We start from the raw sequence: 17,965 nt of genomic DNA, 5'->3' as shown, positions 1-17,965 counted from the left end.
CTCAGACGGCGTGCGCGGCCGCCGCGGCGGACTTCGCGGCCGCCGCCGTGGACGCGGCGAGTGCCGCCTGGGCCATCTCGCGGGCCTGCTCGAGCGTGTGCTGACCGAGTTCGGCGCGCACGTCGGCGAGGGCCGCGGGGGTCATGGAGAGGGTGGTGGCGCCGAGGCCGACGAGCACGACGGCGAGCAGCGGGTCGGCTGCGGCCTCACCGCAGATGCCGACGGGCTTGCCCGCGTCGGCACCGGCCGCACCGAGCTGCGCGACGAGGCGCAGGACGGCGGGGTGCCACGGGTCCTGGTAGGACGCGACGGTGCCGAGCATGCGGTCGGCGGCCATCGTGTACTGGGTCAGGTCGTTCGTGCCGATCGACACGAAGTCCGCGTTCTGGAAGACCTGTTCGGCCATCAGGGCGAGCGACGGCACCTCGGCCATCACGCCGGCGGTGCGGATGCCGAGCTCGCGGGCCAGGGTGACGAAGTACTCGGTCTCCTCGGCGTCGGCGACCATCGGGGCCATGACCCAGAGGTCGGCCTCGGTCGCGGCGTCCGCCTGGGCGAGTGCGACGAGCTGGTCGCGCAGCACCTCGGGGTGGTTGCGCAGCGCACGGAGCCCGCGACGGCCGAGCGCCGGGTTCTCCTCGTCCTTGTCGGTGAGGAACGGCAGCGGCTTGTCGGCGCCGGCGTCGAGCGCGCGGACGACGACCTTCTTGCCCGGGAACGCGGCGAGGAGCTGACGGTAGGACTCGGTCTGCTCGTCGACGGTCGGCGCCTTCGGCGAGTCGAGGAAGAGGAACTCGGTGCGGAAGAGCCCCACGCCCTCCGCACCGAGAGCAACGGCGCCCGCGGCGTCGGCGGGGCTGCCGAGGTTCGCGAGCAGGGGCACGACGTGGCCGTCGGCCAGGGCACCGGCGGTGAGCGGTGCGGCGGCCGCGGCGAGCCGGTCGGCGATGCGCTGCTCGACGTCGGCCACCAGGGCCTCGGACGGCTCGGTCACGACGGTGCCGGCGACGGCGTCGACGACGATCGGCTGCCCGTCGGCCAGGTCGTCGGCACCGGTGACGCCGACGATCGCGGTGATGCCCTTGGCACGGGCGAGGATTGCGGTGTGCGAGGTCGGGCCGCCGTCGCGGGTGACCAGCGCGAGGACCTTGTCGAGGTCCAGCAGTGCGGTGTCGGCCGGAGCGAGGTCACGGGCGACGAGGACGAACGGGGTGTCCGACTCGGGGACACCGGGGGCGTGCACGCCGCGGAGCTTCGCGATGATGCGCTGGGCGACGTCGTCGAGGTCGGCTGCGCGCTCCCCCATGTAGCCGCCCATGCCGACGAGCAGGTCGCGGAACTGCGCGAACGCCTCGTACACGGCACGCTCGGCGTTGGTGCCGCCGTCGATGCGCGTGTGCACGTCGTCGAGGAGGGTCGGGTCCTGCGCCATGAGCGCCTGCGCCTCGAGCACGGCCTGGGCGTCGCCGCCGGCGAGCTGTCCGCGCTTGTTGAGGTCCTCGGCCACCGCGGCCAGTGCGTCGTGCACGGCCTGCTTCGCATCGTCCGCCGAACCGGTCAGGGCGTCCTTCGACGGTTCGCCGAGCGGGTCCGCCATGCGGAGCACGGGGCCGTGGGCGACGCCGCGGCCGACGCCGGTGCCGAGCAGTTCGGACATTCGAGACTCCTTCATCTCACACGCGCTTGCGGTGGGGTGTTCGTTCGGTGCGCGCACGGCTGAGACGGGACCTCGCCGGTGCGGCTGAGCAGCACACTACCCCGATCCGCGTTGACAAACAAACACATCCGGGGATAAAAATGCAGAAACAGATGCCCGTTTGCGTCTGGCGGCCAGCCGCTCCGGCTCGGTTCCGTCAGGTTCGTGCCCGGTCATGTCCGTTCCGTTCCGACCAGGAGACGACGAGGTCCGATGTACGCACCAGAACGCCACCAGCGCATCGTCGAGCAGGCGCGCGCGCAGGGGCGGGTCGACGTCAAGGACCTCGCCGAGCTGCTCGAGGTCACGCCAGAGACCATCCGCCGCGACCTCACCTCGCTGGAGCGACGAGGATTGGTCCGACGTGCCCACGGCGGGGCCATCCCGGTCGAGCGCATCACGATCCACCCCGGTGTCGGCGACCGGGGCGGCATCAACCAGGCCGAGAAGATGGTCATCGCCGAGGCCGCGCTCGAGGAGCTGCCGGAGAACGGCTCGATCATGATCGACGCCGGCACCTCCACCATCTGCCTCGCCGAGATGCTGCCGACCGACCGCGGACTCACCGTCGTCACCCACTCGCTCCCCGTCGCGATGGCCGTCGCGAACCGGCCCGGCATCGACCTGCACCTGCTCGGCGGCAACATCCGCAGCGACTCCCTGGCCGGCGTCGGCACGTGGACGCACCAGCTCATCGGCATGGTGAGCGTCGACGTCGCCTTCGTGAGCATCAACGGCATCACGCCGGAGCGCGGCCTGACGACCCACAACATGGCCGAGGCCGCGGTGAAGTCGGCGATGATCAAGTCCGCCCGCCGGAGCATCCTGCTCGCCGACCACACCAAGTTCGGCCGCGAGGAGTTCGGCCGCGTCGCACCCCTCGCCGCCATCGACACGATCATCACCGACCCCGCCGTCAACCTCGACCTGGTCCGCGAGGTCGAGGCCGCCGGCACCGAGGTGTTCTGGCCCGGTCGACCCTGACCGCTCGCCCGACCCGCCCATCCGGCGCTCGCTAGCATGAGCGCACCACCCATCGACAGGAGTACATCGATGTCCGAAGCCACCCGCACCGTGACCGTCGCCAGCGCGTCCGGCCTGCACGCGCGCCCCGCGTCCCTCTTCGTCCAGACCGTGACGGCCTCCGGCCACCAGGTCACGATCGCCAAGGGCGACAAGTCCGGCAACGCCGGCAGCATCCTCGCACTGCTCGGCCTGGGCATCGAGAACGGCGACGAGGTCAGCCTCACCGTGACCGGCGACGACGCCGAGACCACGGCCGACAGCCTGGTCGAGTTCCTGCAGACGGACCACGACGCGGCCTGATCGCGCGGATCCGACGGACGGGAGGCACGGTGCCAGCTGGCACCGTGCCTCCCGTCCGTCGTGCGGTCGCCCGCACTGCCGGGCCCGCGCCCGCCCCGTCCGTCCGGCCCGCGCCCCGAGGTTCCGAAATCTCGGCATCTCGGCGTCACCCGGGCCGGTCCGTGGAACCTCGGCGGACGGCACGCGGCGAGTCGTGGAACCTCGAACCGGTGCGGTCCGGGGCTGTCGGCGCCCGCCGATAAGGTGGTCGGCATGACACGCCTGCGCCTCGCATCCGTTAACGTGAACGGCGTCCGCGCCGCCTTCCGCAAGGGCATGGGCGACTGGCTCGCCACCCGCGACGTCGACGTGCTCGCCCTGCAGGAAGTCCGTGCGTCGAGCGAGGACCTGGCCGGTCTGCTCGGCGACGAGTGGGACATCGTGCACGACCCCGCGACCGCCAAGGGCCGGGCGGGTGTCGCGATCGCGTCCAGGCACTCGGCGCAGATCCACCGCGTCGCCCTCGGACCGGACGAGTTCGACTCCGCCGGCCGCTGGCTCGAGGCCGACTACGAGATCGGCGGCACCACGGTCACGGTCGTGTCCACCTACGTCCACTCGGGCGAGGTCGACACCCCCAAGCAGGACGAGAAGTGGAAGTTCCTCGACGCCATGACCGAGCGGCTGCCCGCCCTCCGCGCGCACAACCCGCTCGCCGTCGTCGTCGGTGACCTCAACGTCGGGCACGACCAGCGCGACATCAAGAACTGGAAGGGCAACGTCAAGCGAGCGGGCTTCCTGCCGCGCGAGCGTGCCTACTTCTCGCGCTTCTTCGGTGCCGACGGCGAACCGGTCGAGGGCGCTGACGGCTCGACGGGCCCGGGGCTCGGCTGGGTGGACGTCGGGCGTGCGCAGGCCGGCGACGTCGAGGGACCGTACACGTGGTGGTCCTGGCGCGGCCAGGCGTTCGACAACGACACCGGCTGGCGCATCGACTACCAGATGGCCACGCCCGACCTCGCGGCGAAGGTCACGGAGTACACGGTCGACCGCGCCGCCGCGTACGACCAGCGATGGTCCGACCACGCCCCCGTGGTCGTCGACTACGAACTCTGATCCCCACTCGTTGCGCTCCACCTGACCCACAGGAACACCACCATGACCAAGACCCGCATCTTCTCGGGCATCCAGCCGTCCGCCGGCTCGCTGCACCTCGGCAACTACGTCGGGGCGCTCATGCAGTGGCGCGACCTGCAGGACGACTTCGACGCCATCTACTGCGTCGTCGACATGCACGCGATCACCTCGCCGCAGGACCCGGCCGAGCTCCGCGCGAGCACCCGGGCGACGGCCGCGCAGTACATCGCATCGGGCATCGACCCGACGAAGTCGACGCTGTTCGTGCAGTCGCACGTGCCGGCCCACGCCGAGCTCGCCTGGGTGCTCAACACCCTCACCGGGTTCGGTGAGGCGAGCAGGATGACCCAGTTCAAGGACAAGTCGGCGCGGCAGGGGTCCGAGGCCGCGTCGGTCGGGCTCTTCACGTACCCGGTCCTGATGGCCGCCGACATCCTGCTGTACGACACCAAGGTCGTCCCGGTCGGCGACGACCAGCGCCAGCACGTCGAGCTCACCCGCGACCTCGCCGGACGCTTCAACTCGCGCTTCGGCGACACGTTCGTCGTGCCCGAGGCCCGGATCGGCACCGAGACGGCGCGCATCTACGACCTGCAGGACCCGACGAGCAAGATGAGCAAGTCGGCGGCGTCCGACAGCGGCCTGATCCGGCTGCTCGACGACCCGAAGCGCACCGCGAAGAAGATCAAGTCGGCCGTCACCGACGACGAGCGCGAGATCCGCTCCGACCGGCAGGCGAAGCCGGGCGTGACGAACCTGCTCGCGATCCTGTCCGCCTTCAGCCGGACCCCCGTCGCCGAGCTCGAGGCATCGTTCGCGGGCAAGGGCTACGGGGACCTCAAGGGCGCGGTCGCCGACGCCGTCGTCGCCGAGCTCGAGCCGGTGCGCACCCGCACGCTCGAGCTGCTCGACGACCCGGCGGAGCTCGACCGGCTGCTCGCCGTCGGCGCGGACCGTGCCGAGTCCATCGCGCAGGAGACCCTGGCGCGCGTGTACGACCGGATCGGGTTCGTCCCGCGCTCGCGCGGCTGACCGTGCTGCCGGTCACGCTGGAGTCCGCTCGGGTCCGACTCGACGTCCCGACCCGGGCGGACACCGCGGCGATCACCGACGCCTGTCAAGACCCGGACATCGTCCGCTGGACGACGATCCCCACGCCGTACCGCGAACAGGACGCACGGACCTTCGTCGACGCCCTGGTCGGCCCCGGCTGGGCGTCGGACCGCGAGTACACCTGGGCGATCCGTCGCAGTGGGGCCTCCTGGCTCGAGGGGATCATCGGCTACCGCACCGCCGGCCGCGACCTCGGCTTCTGGCTGGCGCCCTCGGCCCGCGGTGCCGGGTTGATGCACGATGCGGTGGAGCTCGTCGTGGACTGGGCGTTCGAGGATGGTGCTCCGGACGTCTACTGGGAGTGCTACGAGGGCAACACGGCGTCGGCCGCGGTCGCCCGCAGCGCCGGGTTCTCGTTCACTGGCGTCGGGCCCGCCCGGATCCCCGGACGCGACGGCGGACCGACGACCGCCTGGACCGCCCTGCGCCGGGCCGACGGCGCGCCCGCATCGGACCTCCCGTGGCCCGACGCTCCGTGACGCAGCGCCCCGTGACCCGGTCCCGCATGACGCCCCGTTCCCGACGATGACGCGTCACCGATCCACCGCCGGTAGGCTCGATCCGTGAGCGACACGGCACGACCCACCGAGGTCCGGGCGATGCGCCGCGGGCTCGAACTCGCGGCCCTCGGGCCCGTCGTGGGCGACCACGCTCGGGTCGGCGCGGTGATCCTTTCCCCCGCCGGCGACGTCCTCGCCGAGGGGTGGCACAAGGGTGCCGGAACCCCGCACGCCGAGGTCGACGCGATGGCGAAGGTCGATCCGACTCAGCTGCGCGGCGCGACGGCCGTCGTCACCCTCGAGCCCTGCAACCACACCGGCCGCACCGGCCCCTGCGCCGTCGCCCTGATCGAGGCCGGGGTCGCCCGTGTCGTGTACGCGATCGACGATCCGGGCGCGGACGTGCACGGCGGTGCCGACCGACTCCGCGCCGCCGGGGTCGACGTCGTGTCCGGTGTGCTCGCCGACGAGGCCGAGGCGTTCCTCGAACGGTGGCTCCTGTCGGTCCGCCTCGGACGCCCGTGGGTGACCGTGAAGTGGGCCTCGAGCCTGGACGGCCGCGCCGCGGCTGCCGACGGAACGAGCAAGTGGATCACCGGCGCCGCAGCCCGACAGCACGTCCACGAGCAGCGTGCCGCGCACGACGCGATCCTGGTCGGCACCGGCACCGTCCTCGCCGACGACCCGAGCCTGACCGCTCGGGGTGACGCGGGCGAACTCCTCGCCGACCAGCCGCTCGCAGTCGTGCTCGGTGACCGCGCCGTCCCCGACGACGCCGCGGTCCGGCGACACCCCCGCGGGCTCGTGACGCTGCCGGGGCACGACCTCGCCGCGTCGCTCGCCGCCCTGCGTGGGCACGGCGTGCACTCCGTGTTCGTCGAGGGCGGCCCCACCGTCGCGTCCGCGCTCATCGCCGCCGGGCTCGTCGACGAGTACCTCGTGTACGTCGCCCCGATCCTGCTCGGCGGACCCCGGGTCGCCCTCGACGACCTCGGGGTGGGAAGCATGTCCGGGCGTCGGCGGTTGGACGTACTATCGACCACCAGCCTGGGCCCTGACCTGCTGGTCCGAGCCCGACCGCAACGCAGCGCGACAGCGCAGCAGCACGACGCAGCACCCGGGTTCGGAGACGACGGGCCCACGAACGACCGGAGCACCCCATGACCGACGCGCTGACCTCCTCCACCCCGGGCAGCCCCGTCCAGTTCGAGGTGTCGACGAACGTCCCCACCACCCACGGCACGTTCCAGATGCGCGCCTACCGCGACCTCGTGACCGGCGCGGAGCACGTCGCGATCATCGGCGCGCTGCCCGACGGGTCCGCCCCGTCCGACGGCGCCCTGGTCCGCGTGCACTCCGAGTGCCTGACCGGCGAGGCGTTCGGCTCGCTGAAGTGCGAGTGCGGGCCCCAGCTCGACGCCGCCCTCGACACCATCGCTGCCGAGGGCGGCGTGGTGGTCTACCTGCGCGGGCAGGAAGGCCGCGGCATCGGGCTCATCAACAAGCTCAAGGCCTACCGACTGCAGGAAGACGGCCTCGACACGCTCGACGCCAACCTGGCGCTCGGGCTGCCGGCCGACTCCCGTGCGTACGGGGGCGCCGCGGGCATCCTCGCCGAACTCGGCATCACCCGCGTGCGACTGCTCTCGAACAACCCCGAGAAGCGTCGCCAGCTGGAGGAGCACGGCATCACCGTCGAGTCGCTCGTGCCGCTGGTCGTCGGTGTCTCGGCGCAGAACGCCGGCTACCTCGACACCAAGCGCGACCGGATGGGGCACCAGCTGCCCGCGCACCTCGAGGCCGGCGCCAGCGCCGGGGCGGGCGCCGGCGCAGGAGCCGCCAGCTGACTCTGGGCTGATTCGCAGGTGGGCGACATCTGTCGTACGATGTTGTCTTCCGTCACAAGCGGTCCCCCACCAACCGAACGCACCCGATCGGTGCCCGCGCCACCCTGCGCGAACCGATCGGTGTCCGCCGTTTCGGGTATCCGTGCTCCCTGCCAGGAGCGCGCACCACGGAAGACCACACGACACCCATGACCGCCGCACCGGCACCCGCAACCCCGACCTCAGCTCCGGCACCAGCAGGCAACCCGCGCTCGCGCGTCGTCATCGCCAGCCTCGTCGGCACCTCGATCGAGTTCTACGACTTCTACGTCTACGCGACGGCCGCGGTCCTCGTCTTCCCGACGCTGTTCTTCCCGAACGAGGACCCCACGGCATCGCAGCTGTCGTCGTTCGTGACGTTCGCCCTCGCCTTCTTCGCGCGGCCGATCGGGTCGATCATCTTCGGGCACTTCGGTGACCGGGTGGGCCGCAAGACGACCCTCGTCGCGTCGCTGCTCGTCATGGGCACCGCGACGTTCCTGATCGGCTGCCTGCCGACGTTCAGCACCATCGGCGTGTGGGCGCCGGTCCTGCTCGCCGTGATGCGCTTCGCCCAGGGCGTCGGCCTCGGCGGCGAGTGGTCCGGTGCGGCACTGCTCGCCACCGAGAACGCCCCCAAGGGCAAGCGCGGCGTCTTCGGTTCGATGCCGCAGCTCGGCGCACCGATCGGCTTCCTGCTCGCGAACGGCCTGTTCATCGCGATCAACGCCGCGATGCCCGCCGGTGCCGACGGCACCCCGAACGCCGACTTCCAGGCGTGGGGCTGGCGCATCCCGTTCCTGCTCTCCTCGGTCCTGGTCATCGTCGGGCTCTACGTGCGCTTCAAGCTCGTCGAGTCGCCGGTGTTCCGCGGTGTGCAGGAGTCCGGCACGGTCGCGAAGATCCCGCTGGGCCGGGTGTTCCGCACCTCGTGGAAGGCGCTCATCGTCGGCACGTTCGGCATGGTCGCGACGTACGTCCTCTTCTACTTCATGACCACGTTCACGCTGTCGTACGGCACCACCGGTGCCGAGGCCGGTCCGCTCGTCCCGAAGGTCGGCCTCGGCTACAGCCGCGGTGAGTTCCTGACGCTGCTCATGATCGGCGTCGTGTTCTTCGGCATCTTCACCCCGATCGCCGGCATCCTGGCCGACAAGTTCGGGCGCCGGAAGACCCTCATCCCGACCACGATCGGCATCGCGCTGTTCGGTCTGACGTTCCAGTTCTGGTTCGCCGCGTCGCAGGGCCCGATCACGGTGGTGACGTTCCTGATCGTCGGACTGTCCCTGATGGGGCTGACCTTCGGGCCGATGGGTGCGCTGCTGCCGGAGCTGTTCCCGACGAACGTCCGGTACACCGGTTCGGCGATCGCGTACAACGTCGCGTCGATCCTCGGTGCCTCGCTCGCGCCGACGATCGCCCTGGCGCTGTGGCAGGCCGACGGCAACATCTTCCTGGTCGGGCTGTACCTGACGATCGCCGCCGTCGTGACGCTCGTCGCGCTGCTCTTCGTCCGTGAGACGAAGAGCAAGGAGTTCGCGGACGCCTGAGGCGTCACCACGGACGGACGGGAGGCCCGGTGCCAGCTGGCACCGGGCCTCCCGTCCGTCCGTCGTCGCGTCCACCGGACGGCGCGACCCTGTCCGTCAACTCAGGTTGACAGATGTCGGCGCGTCAATGTAGGTTGACAGCCATGGACCGACCGACCATCACGAGCCTCGCGGCCGGAGCCTCCGGGGACGACCCGTTCTCCGCCCTCGCCAACGTGCGCGAGCTCCGCCGTGAACTCGACCGGACCGAAGAGCTCGCTGCCCGTGCCGCCCGCAACGCCGGGGCGTCGTGGCAGGAGATCGCGACCCTGCTCGGTGTCAGCCGACAGGCAGTGCACAAGAAGTACGGCAGAAACTAGGAACACGATGAGTCTCCCCTTCGCGCGCCCCAAGAAGACCGACGGCCCCCGCGCCACCTTCGGCCGCCTGTTGTCCTACCTGTTCGAGAACAAGCCGGCGATGGTCGTCATCATCGTGCTGAGCATCCTCGGCGCTGGGGCGTCGCTCGCGCAGCCGCTGCTCGTCAACCAGGTCGTCACGGCGGTGCAGCAGGGCAACACGCTCAGCACGCTCGTCTGGCTGCTCGTCGGGCTCGTCCTGGTCGCCGGCATCCTGAACGGTGTGCAGCACTTCCTGCTCCAGCGTGCGGGCGAGGGCGTCGTGCTCTCGACGCGCCGCAAGCTCATCGCCCGCATCCTCAACCTGCCGATCTCGGAGTTCGACACCCGCCGCACCGGCGACCTGGTGTCCCGCGTCGGCAGCGACACCACGCTCCTGCGCGCCGTCCTGACCCAGGGCCTGATCGAGTCGATCGGCGGCGCCCTCACGTTCATCGGCGCGATCATCGCGATGGCGATCATCGACCCGCTGCTGCTCGTGATCGTGGTCGTCATCGTCCTGGTCGCGATCGTGGTCGTCGGCGGACTGAGTCGGCGCATCCGGATCGCGTCGAAGCGTGCGCAGGAGAAGGTCGGCGACCTGACCGCGGCGGTCGAGCGCGGCATCGGCGCCGTCCGCACCATCCGCGCGGCGGGTGCCACCGAGCGCGAGGTGCACGAGGTCGACGGACACGCGACCGAGGCCTACCAGCGCGGCCTCGACATCGCGAAGATGTCCGCGTTCGTCGTCCCGGTCGCGAGCATCGTCATGCAGGTGGCGTTCATCGCCGTGCTCGGCGTCGGCGGGGCCCAGGTCGCCGCGGGCACCATCACCATCGCCACGCTCATTACGTTCATCCTGCTGCTCTTCATGATGATCATGCCGCTCGGCCAGGCGATGGGCGCTGCCGTCGCGGTCGCCCAGGCGCTCGGTGCGCTCGGCCGGATCGAGGAGATCCTGCACCTGCCGACTGAGGCGCAGGACGACGCCGCTGCGCGCCCCGCCGCCGCCGTCGCCTCCGACGACGCCATCACGTTCGAGCACGTCACGTTCCGGTACGCGGCTACAGCGGATGCGTCCGGTCCGGACGGCGCCGTCGCGTCCGGCGCGGTGGACCGACCGGGAGGCCCGGATCGCCTCGCCGACGAGCGTCCGGCCGACGACGTGGTGCTCCACGACGTGTCGTTCCGCGTTCCGCGCGGCTCGCGGGTCGCACTCGTGGGCCCGTCGGGTGCTGGCAAGTCGACGACCCTCGCCCTGATCGAGCGGTTCTACGACCCGACCGAGGGCGTCATCCGGCTCGGTGGCATCGACGTCCGGGGCATGGACCGCCACGAGCTCCGCGCCCAGATCGGCTACGTCGAGCAGGACGCCCCGGTTCTCGCCGGCACCATCCGCGCGAACCTGCTGCTCGGTTCGCCGGACGCGACCGAGGACGACTGCGTCCGCGTGCTCGAGGCGGTCAACCTCGGCGAGGTGCTGCACCGCGACCCGCGTGGGCTCGACGCCCAGGTCGGCGAGGACGGCGTGATGCTCTCGGGCGGAGAGCGTCAACGGCTGGCCATCGCCCGCGCCCTGCTCGCCGCTCCCCCGATCCTGCTGCTCGACGAGTCGACGTCGTCGCTCGACGGCGTGAACGAGCAGAAGATGCGACTGGCGATCGACGCCGTCGCCGAGGACCGCACCCTGCTCGTCATCGCGCACCGGCTGTCCACCGTGGTCGACTCCGACGTCATCGTCGTGCTCGAGCACGGCCGGGTCGTCGGCGCCGGCACGCACTCCGAGCTCGTCGAGTCGACGCCGCTCTACCGCGACCTGGCGAAGCACCAGCTGCTGGTCTGAGCCCCGCCGCCGGGCCCGTTCAGGCGGCGAACGGGTCCGGGGTGAGCACGTACACGGTCTCGAGGTACTCCTCGATGCCCTCGTGCGAGCCCTCGCGGCCGAGCCCGGACGACTTCACCCCGCCGAACGGGAACGCTGCGTTCGACACGACGCCGGTGTTCAGCCCGAGCATCCCGGTCTCCAGGCGTTCGGCGAGCCGCTGCCCGCGCGGGAAGTCCGTCGTGAACGCGTAGGCGATGAGCCCGAACTCGGTGTCGTTGGCGAGCCGGATGCCCTCGTCCTCGGTCGCGAAGCGGGTGATCGACACGACCGGTCCGAAGATTTCGGTCGTCAGGATCTCCGATCCCGGCTGGACGTCGTCGAGCACCGTGGGCGCGTAGTAGGTGCCGGGCCGCTCGACGCGGTGTCCGCCGGTGACGAGCCGTGCGCCGCGGGTGACCGCGTCGTCGACGAGTCCGGCGGCCTTGTCCACCGCACGATCGTCGATGAGCGGACCCATCGTCGTGCCGACCTCGGTACCCCGGCCGATGCGGAGCGCGTCGACCTTCGCGGTGAGGGCGGCCACGAACGCGTCGGCGATGCCGTCCTGCACGAAGAACCGGTTGGCGGCAGTGCAGGCCTCGCCGACGTTCCGGAACTTCGCGAGCATCGCAGCGGTGACGGCGGCGTCGAGGTCGGCGTCGTCGAAGACCAACAGCGGGGCGTTGCCGCCGAGCTCCATGCTCGTCCTGAGCACGTTGTCCGCCGCCTGCTTGAGGAGCGCGGACCCGACCGGCGTCGATCCGGTGAAGGTGAGCTTGCGGAGGCGGCGGTCGGCGATGATCGGCTCGGACAGGCCCTTGGCGTCGAGGGACGGCACCACGTTGAGCACGCCGTCCGGCAGCCCGGCACGGCGGAACAGCTCGACCAGGAACAGCGTGGTCAGCGGCGTGAGCTCCGCCGGCTTCACGACGACCGTGCAGCCGGCCGCCAGTGCAGGGCCGATCTTCCGGGTCGCCATGGCGAGGGGGAAGTTCCACGGGGTGATCGCGTACACCGGGCCGACCGGACGCTTCAGGACGATCGCGCGTCCGGTGCCCTCGGGGTTGGTGCGGTAGTCGCCGCCGATGCGGACGGCCTCCTCCGAGAACCAGCGGAGGAACTCGCCGCCGTAGACCACCTCGCCGCGGGCCTCGGCCAGGGGCTTGCCCATCTCGAGCGTCATCAGGGCGGCAAGGTCGTCCTCGTGCGCGCGCACCAGGTCGAACGCGCGGCGCAGCACGTCGGAGCGCTGGCGCGGTGCGGTGGCCGCCCACTCCTGCTGTGCGGCGACCGCGGCGTCGAGCGCGGCGATGCCGTCCTCGGGGGTGGCGTCGGCGACCTCGGCCAGCACATCGCCGGTCGAGGGGTCGCGGACGGCGAACGTCGCGCCGCTCGCCGACGGGCGCCAGGACCCGCCGATGAACAGGCCGGTCGGCACGCCCTGCACGGTGACGTGGTCGTCGCCCACGGTCGTGACGAGGTCGCCGGTCGTGGTGTCGGTGCTCGTGTCGGTGTTGGTCTCGGTCACAGCTGTGCTCCTCCGGGGTTCGCGAGCCCCTCGTCCATGTCACTGCGGTCGACGTGCCCGCCGGCCGCTCGGATCTCGTCGAGCGCGCGGTCACTGCGGTCGCCGTCGACTCCGGCCACCAGGTCCTCGTAGACGGCGACGTCGATGCCGGCGGCGCGCGCGTCGAGGGCCGAGGCCCGGACGCAGTGGTCGGTGGCGATGCCGACGATGTCGACGGAGTGGACCCGGTGCTCGGTCAGGATCTCCGGCAACGGCACGCCCGTCTCGGTCCGTGCCTGGAACGCCGAGTAGTCCGGCGTGCCCTGGCCCTTGAAGACGTCGACGTCGATCGGCTCGGTGTCCAGCTCCGGGTGGTACTCGGCGCCCGGTGTGCCGGCCACGCAGTGCACGGGCCAGGTGTCGACGAAGTCGGGGCCCTCCGGTCCGGCGAAGTGTCCGCCGTTGTCGTCGTCGCCGTGGTGCCAGTCGCGGGAGCCGACGATCAGGTCGTACTCCTCGGCGTGCCGGCCGAGGAACGCGCTGATCCGCTCCGCGAGGGCCGCACCCCCGGTGACCCCGAGCGCACCGCCCTCGGTGAAGTCGTTCTGGACGTCGACGATGAGGAGAGCCCGTGCCATGGGCCCATCCAACACCCGGTGACTCAGGAGTCGGTGAGCTTGCTCCCGCACGAGTAGGCCGCCGCGGTCACGGCGTCGAGCGCCGGCAGCGCGGCCGCGCGCGACGACCCGATGGCGTAGAACGCGAAGGTCAAACGTGATCCGTCCGCGGCGTCGATGTACCCGCCGAGCGTGTTCGCACTGTCGATCCACCCGGTCTTCGCGTGCACCTTGCCGCGGGCGACGGCGTTCGCGCCGGTGAAGCGGCTGGCGAGGGTGCCGGACTGGCCCGACACGGGCAGGGCGTTCGCGAGGGTACCGAGGCCCTTCGCACCGGCGGCGACCTGCACCATGAGGTGGGCGACGAAGTTCGGCGACACTGCGTTGGCGGCGCTCTCGCCCGAGCCGTCCTTGATGACGATGCCGGCCGGGTCGACGCCGTAGGAGCCGAGCGCCGACTGGTACACCGAGGTCAGCGACGCCGCCGACCCGTTCGAGCCGGACTCCTTCGACGACACCCGGGCGAGCATCTCGGCGAGGGTGTTGTCCGAGTTCGGGATCATCTGCCCGATCAGTGTCGACACCGGCTGGGACGACACCGTCGCGATGGTGTTCGTGCTGGTCGTGGCGCGCTTGACGATCTGTGCCGACCCCGCCCCGGCGACCCCGGCGTTCGCCAGTGCCGTCCGGAACGCGGCGCCCGCACGGCCGACCGGGTCCTCGGACCGGGGCGAGGTCGCCGCGGCCGGGTTCGCCCGGTCACCGTCGACCATGAGCGCCGTCACCTTCGGCTGGTACCCGATGGTGCGCTCGGACACCGGCCACGTGGGGTCCCACGCGTCGGCGTCGCTCCAGTACGTGTCGTCGGTGACGATCGTGGTGACGGGGGTGTCGCCGACCTTCGCCTTGACCTGCTGGGCGAGCTGCGCGAGCGTCGGGGCCCCCGGGTAGACCGTGCCGTTGCCGGCGGACAGGGTGGCGTCGCCGTGCCCGACCAGCGCGATGGTCCCGCCGGACTCCTGCGTGACCGTGGTCGGGATGCGGTGGTCGCCGCCGAGCACCGCGAGCGCCGTCGCCGTCGTCAGGGTCTTCATGACGCTGCCGGTCTGGGCGGCCTTGTCGCCGTCCTTCGAGAACAGGACCTCGCCGGTCTTCGCGTCCATGACGTACCCCTCGAACGCGCCGAGACCACTCGCCGACGCCGCGCCGGCGATCGAACAGGTGCGCAGGGCAGAGGGGCCGGCCGGGTCCTTCGGCACGGCGCGGGCGTCCGGGGTGGGTGTCGGCGTGCTCGTCGGTCGCTTCGTGGTGGCGGTCGACCGGCTCGGCGTCGAGGTCGCGCGCGACGTGGTCGCCGGCGCGGCCGTCGTGCCCGTGTCCGGTGTCATCGCCGCGGCGACCGCGACGGCCCCGCCCGAACCGATCACGAGCAGGGCCGCGAGCCCACCGGCGATCCAGGGCACCGGGCGGCGCACGGCGGAGGCGCGCGCGGCTGCGACGGCGGCGCGGACACGCTCCGGTACGGAAGGCGGGGTGGGCTGCTGCTCGGACATCGCGACCGATCCTACGGAACTGCGGCAGGAGCCTCCAGGCCGGATCGTCCCGATGTGGACGACGCGACCCGGATCAGGGCGCTGTGGAGGCGTCGTCCGCGGGGTAGTGCACGCCGACCTGGCGGCGGGCCTCGTCCATGACGGCCATGATCGCGACCGACTGTTCGGCGTCCATCGGACCGCCCTCGTGCACGCCGGACGTGACCATCGCCTCGAACGCGCGCGCCTCGTGGCCGTAGCCGGCGAGCTCCTCGCGCGCGTCGAACTCCTCGACCACGACGCCGTCGCGGTCCCGGATCCGCCACGTCGTCGGGGTGTACCAGGTCGAGTCGACGTCGATGCGCCCCGACTCGCCGATCACCGAGGCCGTGTTCGGGCTGCGCACGTCCATCCCGAAGTGGATCACCGACTGTGCACCGCCGTCGTGCGTCAGGACGATGCCCATCTGCGTGTCGACACCCTGCTCGCTCAGCGTGCCGGCCGCGACGAGCGAGGTGGGCACCCCCAGCACGTCGACGGCGAAGGACACCGGGTACACGCCCAGGTCCAGCAGGGCTCCACCGCCGAGGGCGGGATCGCGCAGCCGGTGCGACGGGTCGGTGGGCAGGGCCTGGTGGTGCGTCGCCTCGACGAGCACCGGCCGGCCGATGCGCCCCTCGGCCAGGACCTCGCGGATCATCGCCATCTGCGGCAGGAACCGGGTCCACATCGCCTCGGTCACCGCGACGCCCGCTCGACGGGCAGCATTGACCACGGTCCGCGCCTCGGCCGCCGTCATCGTGAAGGCCTTCTCGACGAGGACGTGCTTGCCGGCGCGGATCGCGAGCAGGGCGTCCTCGGCGTGCCGGACGTGCGGGGTCGCGACGTACACGGCGTCGACCGTGTCGTCGGTGACGAGGTCCTCGTAGGAGCCGTGCGCCCGTGGGATGCCGAACTCCGCCGCGAACGCCTCGGCACCGTCGCGGGTGCGGCTGCCGACCGCCGTGAACTCGATGCCCGCGGCGACGCAGTCGCCCACGAAGGACCGGGCGATGCCGCCCGTGCCGATGACTCCCCAGCGAACCGTCATGCGGCCATGTCTACCAGGACTGGCCGCAGCACTTTGGTATGGACTCCACTGGTGATTGCCAGCTAACGTGCTGCGAGATCCCCCATCCGGGGGTCACTCCTCCCCGAGTCGAAGGTGTGCAGGTCCTCCATGCGCCGTTCCGTCCTCTCCGTCGTCGCCACCAGTGCGGCGATCGTCCTCACGTCCACCCTCGTCGGCGGTCCGGCCAGCGCACACGGGTGGGGCGACCCAGGACACGGACCGGGACACTCGCCGGGGCACTCCGCCGACGCCGGCCTGACCCCGCGGACGCACTTCACGATGGCTGCCGATGGCACGTCCGGTGCGACCCAGGGCGGCGAGGGCATCCCGAACATCGACTCCGTCAAGAAGACCATCGCCACCTACTACGGCGACCCCGGCACGGGCCTGGCGAACCGGACCGACTCCCCCTACATCCGCGAGATGCGATCGATCGTCGCCCGCCAGGGAGCGTCGCTGCAGCGCATCCACGACCGCGCCGTCCGGCACGGCGAGAAGCCCGCGATCGTCCTCGACGCCGACGACACCACCCTGTGGACGTACGACATGGAGGTCGCGGACATGCACTTCGTCTTCGACCCCGCACGGCAGGACGAGTGGGTGCAGGACGAGCGCTTCGCCGCCACCCCGTCCATGGTCGGCTTCGTCAACCGCGCCGCCGCGATGGGCTTCACCGTGTTCGGACTGACCGGCCGGAACGACGACCAGAAGACCGCGACCGTGCAGAACCTGTCGAAGGTCGGCTACACCGCCTTCACCGAGGACCGCTTCTTCACGAAGTGGACCGGCAAGGGCGCCTCGCAGCAGCCGTCGTACGTGACCTGCGCCGCCGCGAGCTGCACGACCGTCGAGTACAAGGCCCTGACCCGCAAGCACATCGAGCAGGACCTCGGCTACGACATCACGCTGAACATCGGCGACCAGTGGAGCGACCTGCAGGGCGGGTACGCCGACCGGTCCCTCAAGCTGCCGAACCCCACCTACTACCTCCCCTCGGCTGATCTGCCCGGCGTCTCCGAGCCCCGGCTCGCGCCCCGCACACAGTTCACGATGGCTGCCGACGGCACGTCCGGTGCGACCCAGTCCGGTGAGGGCATCCCGAACATCGACTCCGTCAAGAAGACCATCGCCACCTACTACGGCGACCCCGGCACGGGCCTGGCGAACCGCACCGACTCCCCGTACATCCGCGAGATGCGGTCCCTCGTCCGGCGGCAGGCCCCCGTCGTCGCCGCCCAGTGCGCCGTCGGCCGCAAGCTGCACCGCAACCCCGCGATCGTGCTCGACGCCGACGACACCACGCTCTGGACCTACGACATGGAGGTCGCGGACATGCACTTCGTGTTCGACCCTGCACTGCAGGACGAGTGGGTGCAGGACGAACGGTTCCCCGCGACCCCGTCGATGACCTCGCTCGTGTCGATCGCACAGCGTTCCGGCTGCACGGTCATCGGGCTGACCGGCCGGAACGCCGATCAGGAGACCGCCACCATCGACAACCTGCAGCGCGTCGGCTCCCCGCAGTTCTCGGCGACGAAGCGCGGCACCGAGACGTACTACACGAAGTGGACCGGAGTCGGGGCGTCGCAGCAGCCGTCGTACATCACCTGCGCCACGGCGAAGTGCACCACCATCGAGTACAAGTCGCAGACCCGGGCGCACATCGAGTCACGATCGGGCGGACGCTACGACGTGGTCGCGAACTTCGGCGACCAGTACAGCGACCTGCTCGGGGGCTCGGCGGACCGCAGCGTCAAGCTGCCGAACCCGACGTACTACCTGCCCTGAACC

Annotated in this window: 15 protein-coding genes and 1 pseudogene; 11 read left to right on the top strand and 5 right to left on the bottom strand. The window is 71.4% G+C overall.

Going from position 1 to position 17,965, the window contains the following annotated elements; translation table 11 throughout:
* Nucleotide 1 precedes the first annotated feature (1 nt).
* On the bottom strand, nucleotides 2-1,657 hold the full coding sequence (gene ptsP, locus EDF53_RS03185; protein ID WP_123292171.1) for a phosphoenolpyruvate--protein phosphotransferase: 1,656 nt from the start codon (nucleotides 1,655-1,657) through the stop codon (nucleotides 2-4).
* 252 nt (nucleotides 1,658-1,909) lie between these two features.
* Between ptsP and EDF53_RS03180 the strand changes: the two genes are divergently transcribed.
* The 10 genes and pseudogenes from EDF53_RS03180 (at nucleotide 1,910) to EDF53_RS03135 (ending at nucleotide 11,386) form a co-directional block, all read left to right on the top strand.
* On the top strand, nucleotides 1,910-2,680 hold the full coding sequence (locus EDF53_RS03180; protein ID WP_111086639.1) for a DeoR/GlpR family DNA-binding transcription regulator: 771 nt from the start codon (nucleotides 1,910-1,912) through the stop codon (nucleotides 2,678-2,680).
* A gap of 69 nt (nucleotides 2,681-2,749) precedes the next feature.
* Entirely contained in the window at nucleotides 2,750-3,022 is a 273-nt protein-coding gene (locus tag EDF53_RS03175) for an HPr family phosphocarrier protein (RefSeq protein WP_111086640.1), read from the top strand.
* 252 nt (nucleotides 3,023-3,274) lie between these two features.
* Nucleotides 3,275-4,117: an exodeoxyribonuclease III gene (locus EDF53_RS03170; protein WP_123292347.1), complete on the top strand. Its 843-nt coding sequence runs from the start codon at nucleotides 3,275-3,277 to the stop codon at nucleotides 4,115-4,117.
* A gap of 42 nt (nucleotides 4,118-4,159) precedes the next feature.
* The gene (gene trpS, locus EDF53_RS03165) at nucleotides 4,160-5,170 is read left to right on the top strand and encodes a tryptophan--tRNA ligase (RefSeq protein WP_111084195.1); all 1,011 of its coding nucleotides are present in this window, start codon (nucleotides 4,160-4,162) and stop codon (nucleotides 5,168-5,170) included.
* 2 nt (nucleotides 5,171-5,172) lie between these two features.
* Entirely contained in the window at nucleotides 5,173-5,730 is a 558-nt protein-coding gene (locus EDF53_RS03160; RefSeq protein ID WP_185020918.1) for a GNAT family N-acetyltransferase, read from the top strand.
* A gap of 120 nt (nucleotides 5,731-5,850) precedes the next feature.
* Complete coding sequence (gene ribD / locus EDF53_RS03155) at nucleotides 5,851-6,915, top strand: bifunctional diaminohydroxyphosphoribosylaminopyrimidine deaminase/5-amino-6-(5-phosphoribosylamino)uracil reductase RibD (protein WP_260215203.1); 1,065 nt, start codon at nucleotides 5,851-5,853, stop codon at nucleotides 6,913-6,915.
* 29 nt (nucleotides 6,916-6,944) lie between these two features.
* Nucleotides 6,945-7,598, top strand: a pseudogene (gene ribA, locus EDF53_RS03150) (GTP cyclohydrolase II); the annotation flags it as partial.
* A gap of 188 nt (nucleotides 7,599-7,786) precedes the next feature.
* Nucleotides 7,787-9,166 carry an MFS transporter gene (locus EDF53_RS03145; protein WP_123292167.1) on the top strand — a complete coding sequence of 460 codons (1,380 nt, stop codon included), beginning with the start codon at nucleotides 7,787-7,789 and terminating at the stop codon, nucleotides 9,164-9,166.
* Nucleotides 9,167-9,309: 143 nt separating this feature from the next.
* Nucleotides 9,310-9,525: a helix-turn-helix domain-containing protein gene (locus EDF53_RS03140; RefSeq protein ID WP_123292166.1), complete on the top strand. Its 216-nt coding sequence runs from the start codon at nucleotides 9,310-9,312 to the stop codon at nucleotides 9,523-9,525.
* Nucleotides 9,526-9,532: 7 nt separating this feature from the next.
* On the top strand, nucleotides 9,533-11,386 hold the full coding sequence (locus EDF53_RS03135; protein WP_123292165.1) for an ABC transporter ATP-binding protein: 1,854 nt from the start codon (nucleotides 9,533-9,535) through the stop codon (nucleotides 11,384-11,386).
* A 19-nt stretch (nucleotides 11,387-11,405) separates the two neighbouring features.
* On the opposite strand, the gene EDF53_RS03130 is transcribed toward EDF53_RS03135, so the two are convergent.
* The 4 genes from EDF53_RS03130 to EDF53_RS03115 form a co-directional block, all read right to left on the bottom strand.
* Nucleotides 11,406-12,875: an NAD-dependent succinate-semialdehyde dehydrogenase gene (locus EDF53_RS03130; RefSeq protein ID WP_123292346.1), complete on the bottom strand. Its 1,470-nt coding sequence runs from the start codon at nucleotides 12,873-12,875 to the stop codon at nucleotides 11,406-11,408.
* 56 nt (nucleotides 12,876-12,931) lie between these two features.
* On the bottom strand, nucleotides 12,932-13,552 hold the full coding sequence (locus tag EDF53_RS03125) for an isochorismatase family protein (RefSeq protein ID WP_123292164.1): 621 nt from the start codon (nucleotides 13,550-13,552) through the stop codon (nucleotides 12,932-12,934).
* 23 nt (nucleotides 13,553-13,575) lie between these two features.
* On the bottom strand, nucleotides 13,576-15,084 hold the full coding sequence (dacB, locus tag EDF53_RS03120) for a D-alanyl-D-alanine carboxypeptidase/D-alanyl-D-alanine-endopeptidase (protein WP_260215201.1): 1,509 nt from the start codon (nucleotides 15,082-15,084) through the stop codon (nucleotides 13,576-13,578).
* A gap of 73 nt (nucleotides 15,085-15,157) precedes the next feature.
* The gene (locus tag EDF53_RS03115) at nucleotides 15,158-16,153 is read right to left on the bottom strand and encodes a Gfo/Idh/MocA family protein (protein WP_123292163.1); all 996 of its coding nucleotides are present in this window, start codon (nucleotides 16,151-16,153) and stop codon (nucleotides 15,158-15,160) included.
* Between the two features lie 129 nt (nucleotides 16,154-16,282).
* Here EDF53_RS03115 and EDF53_RS03110 point away from each other — a divergent pair, with 129 nt between their 5' ends.
* Complete coding sequence (locus EDF53_RS03110; protein ID WP_123292162.1) at nucleotides 16,283-17,962, top strand: HAD family acid phosphatase; 1,680 nt, start codon at nucleotides 16,283-16,285, stop codon at nucleotides 17,960-17,962.
* The last annotated feature ends 3 nt before the right edge of the window (nucleotides 17,963-17,965 follow it).

Origin of the sequence: Curtobacterium sp. PhB78 (assembly GCF_003751685.1) — a bacterium.
In the GTDB taxonomy this organism is placed as follows: domain Bacteria; phylum Actinomycetota; class Actinomycetes; order Actinomycetales; family Microbacteriaceae; genus Curtobacterium.
The sequence above is the reverse complement of the archived record's forward strand: the minus strand, read 5'-3'. Positions and strand labels throughout refer to the sequence as shown.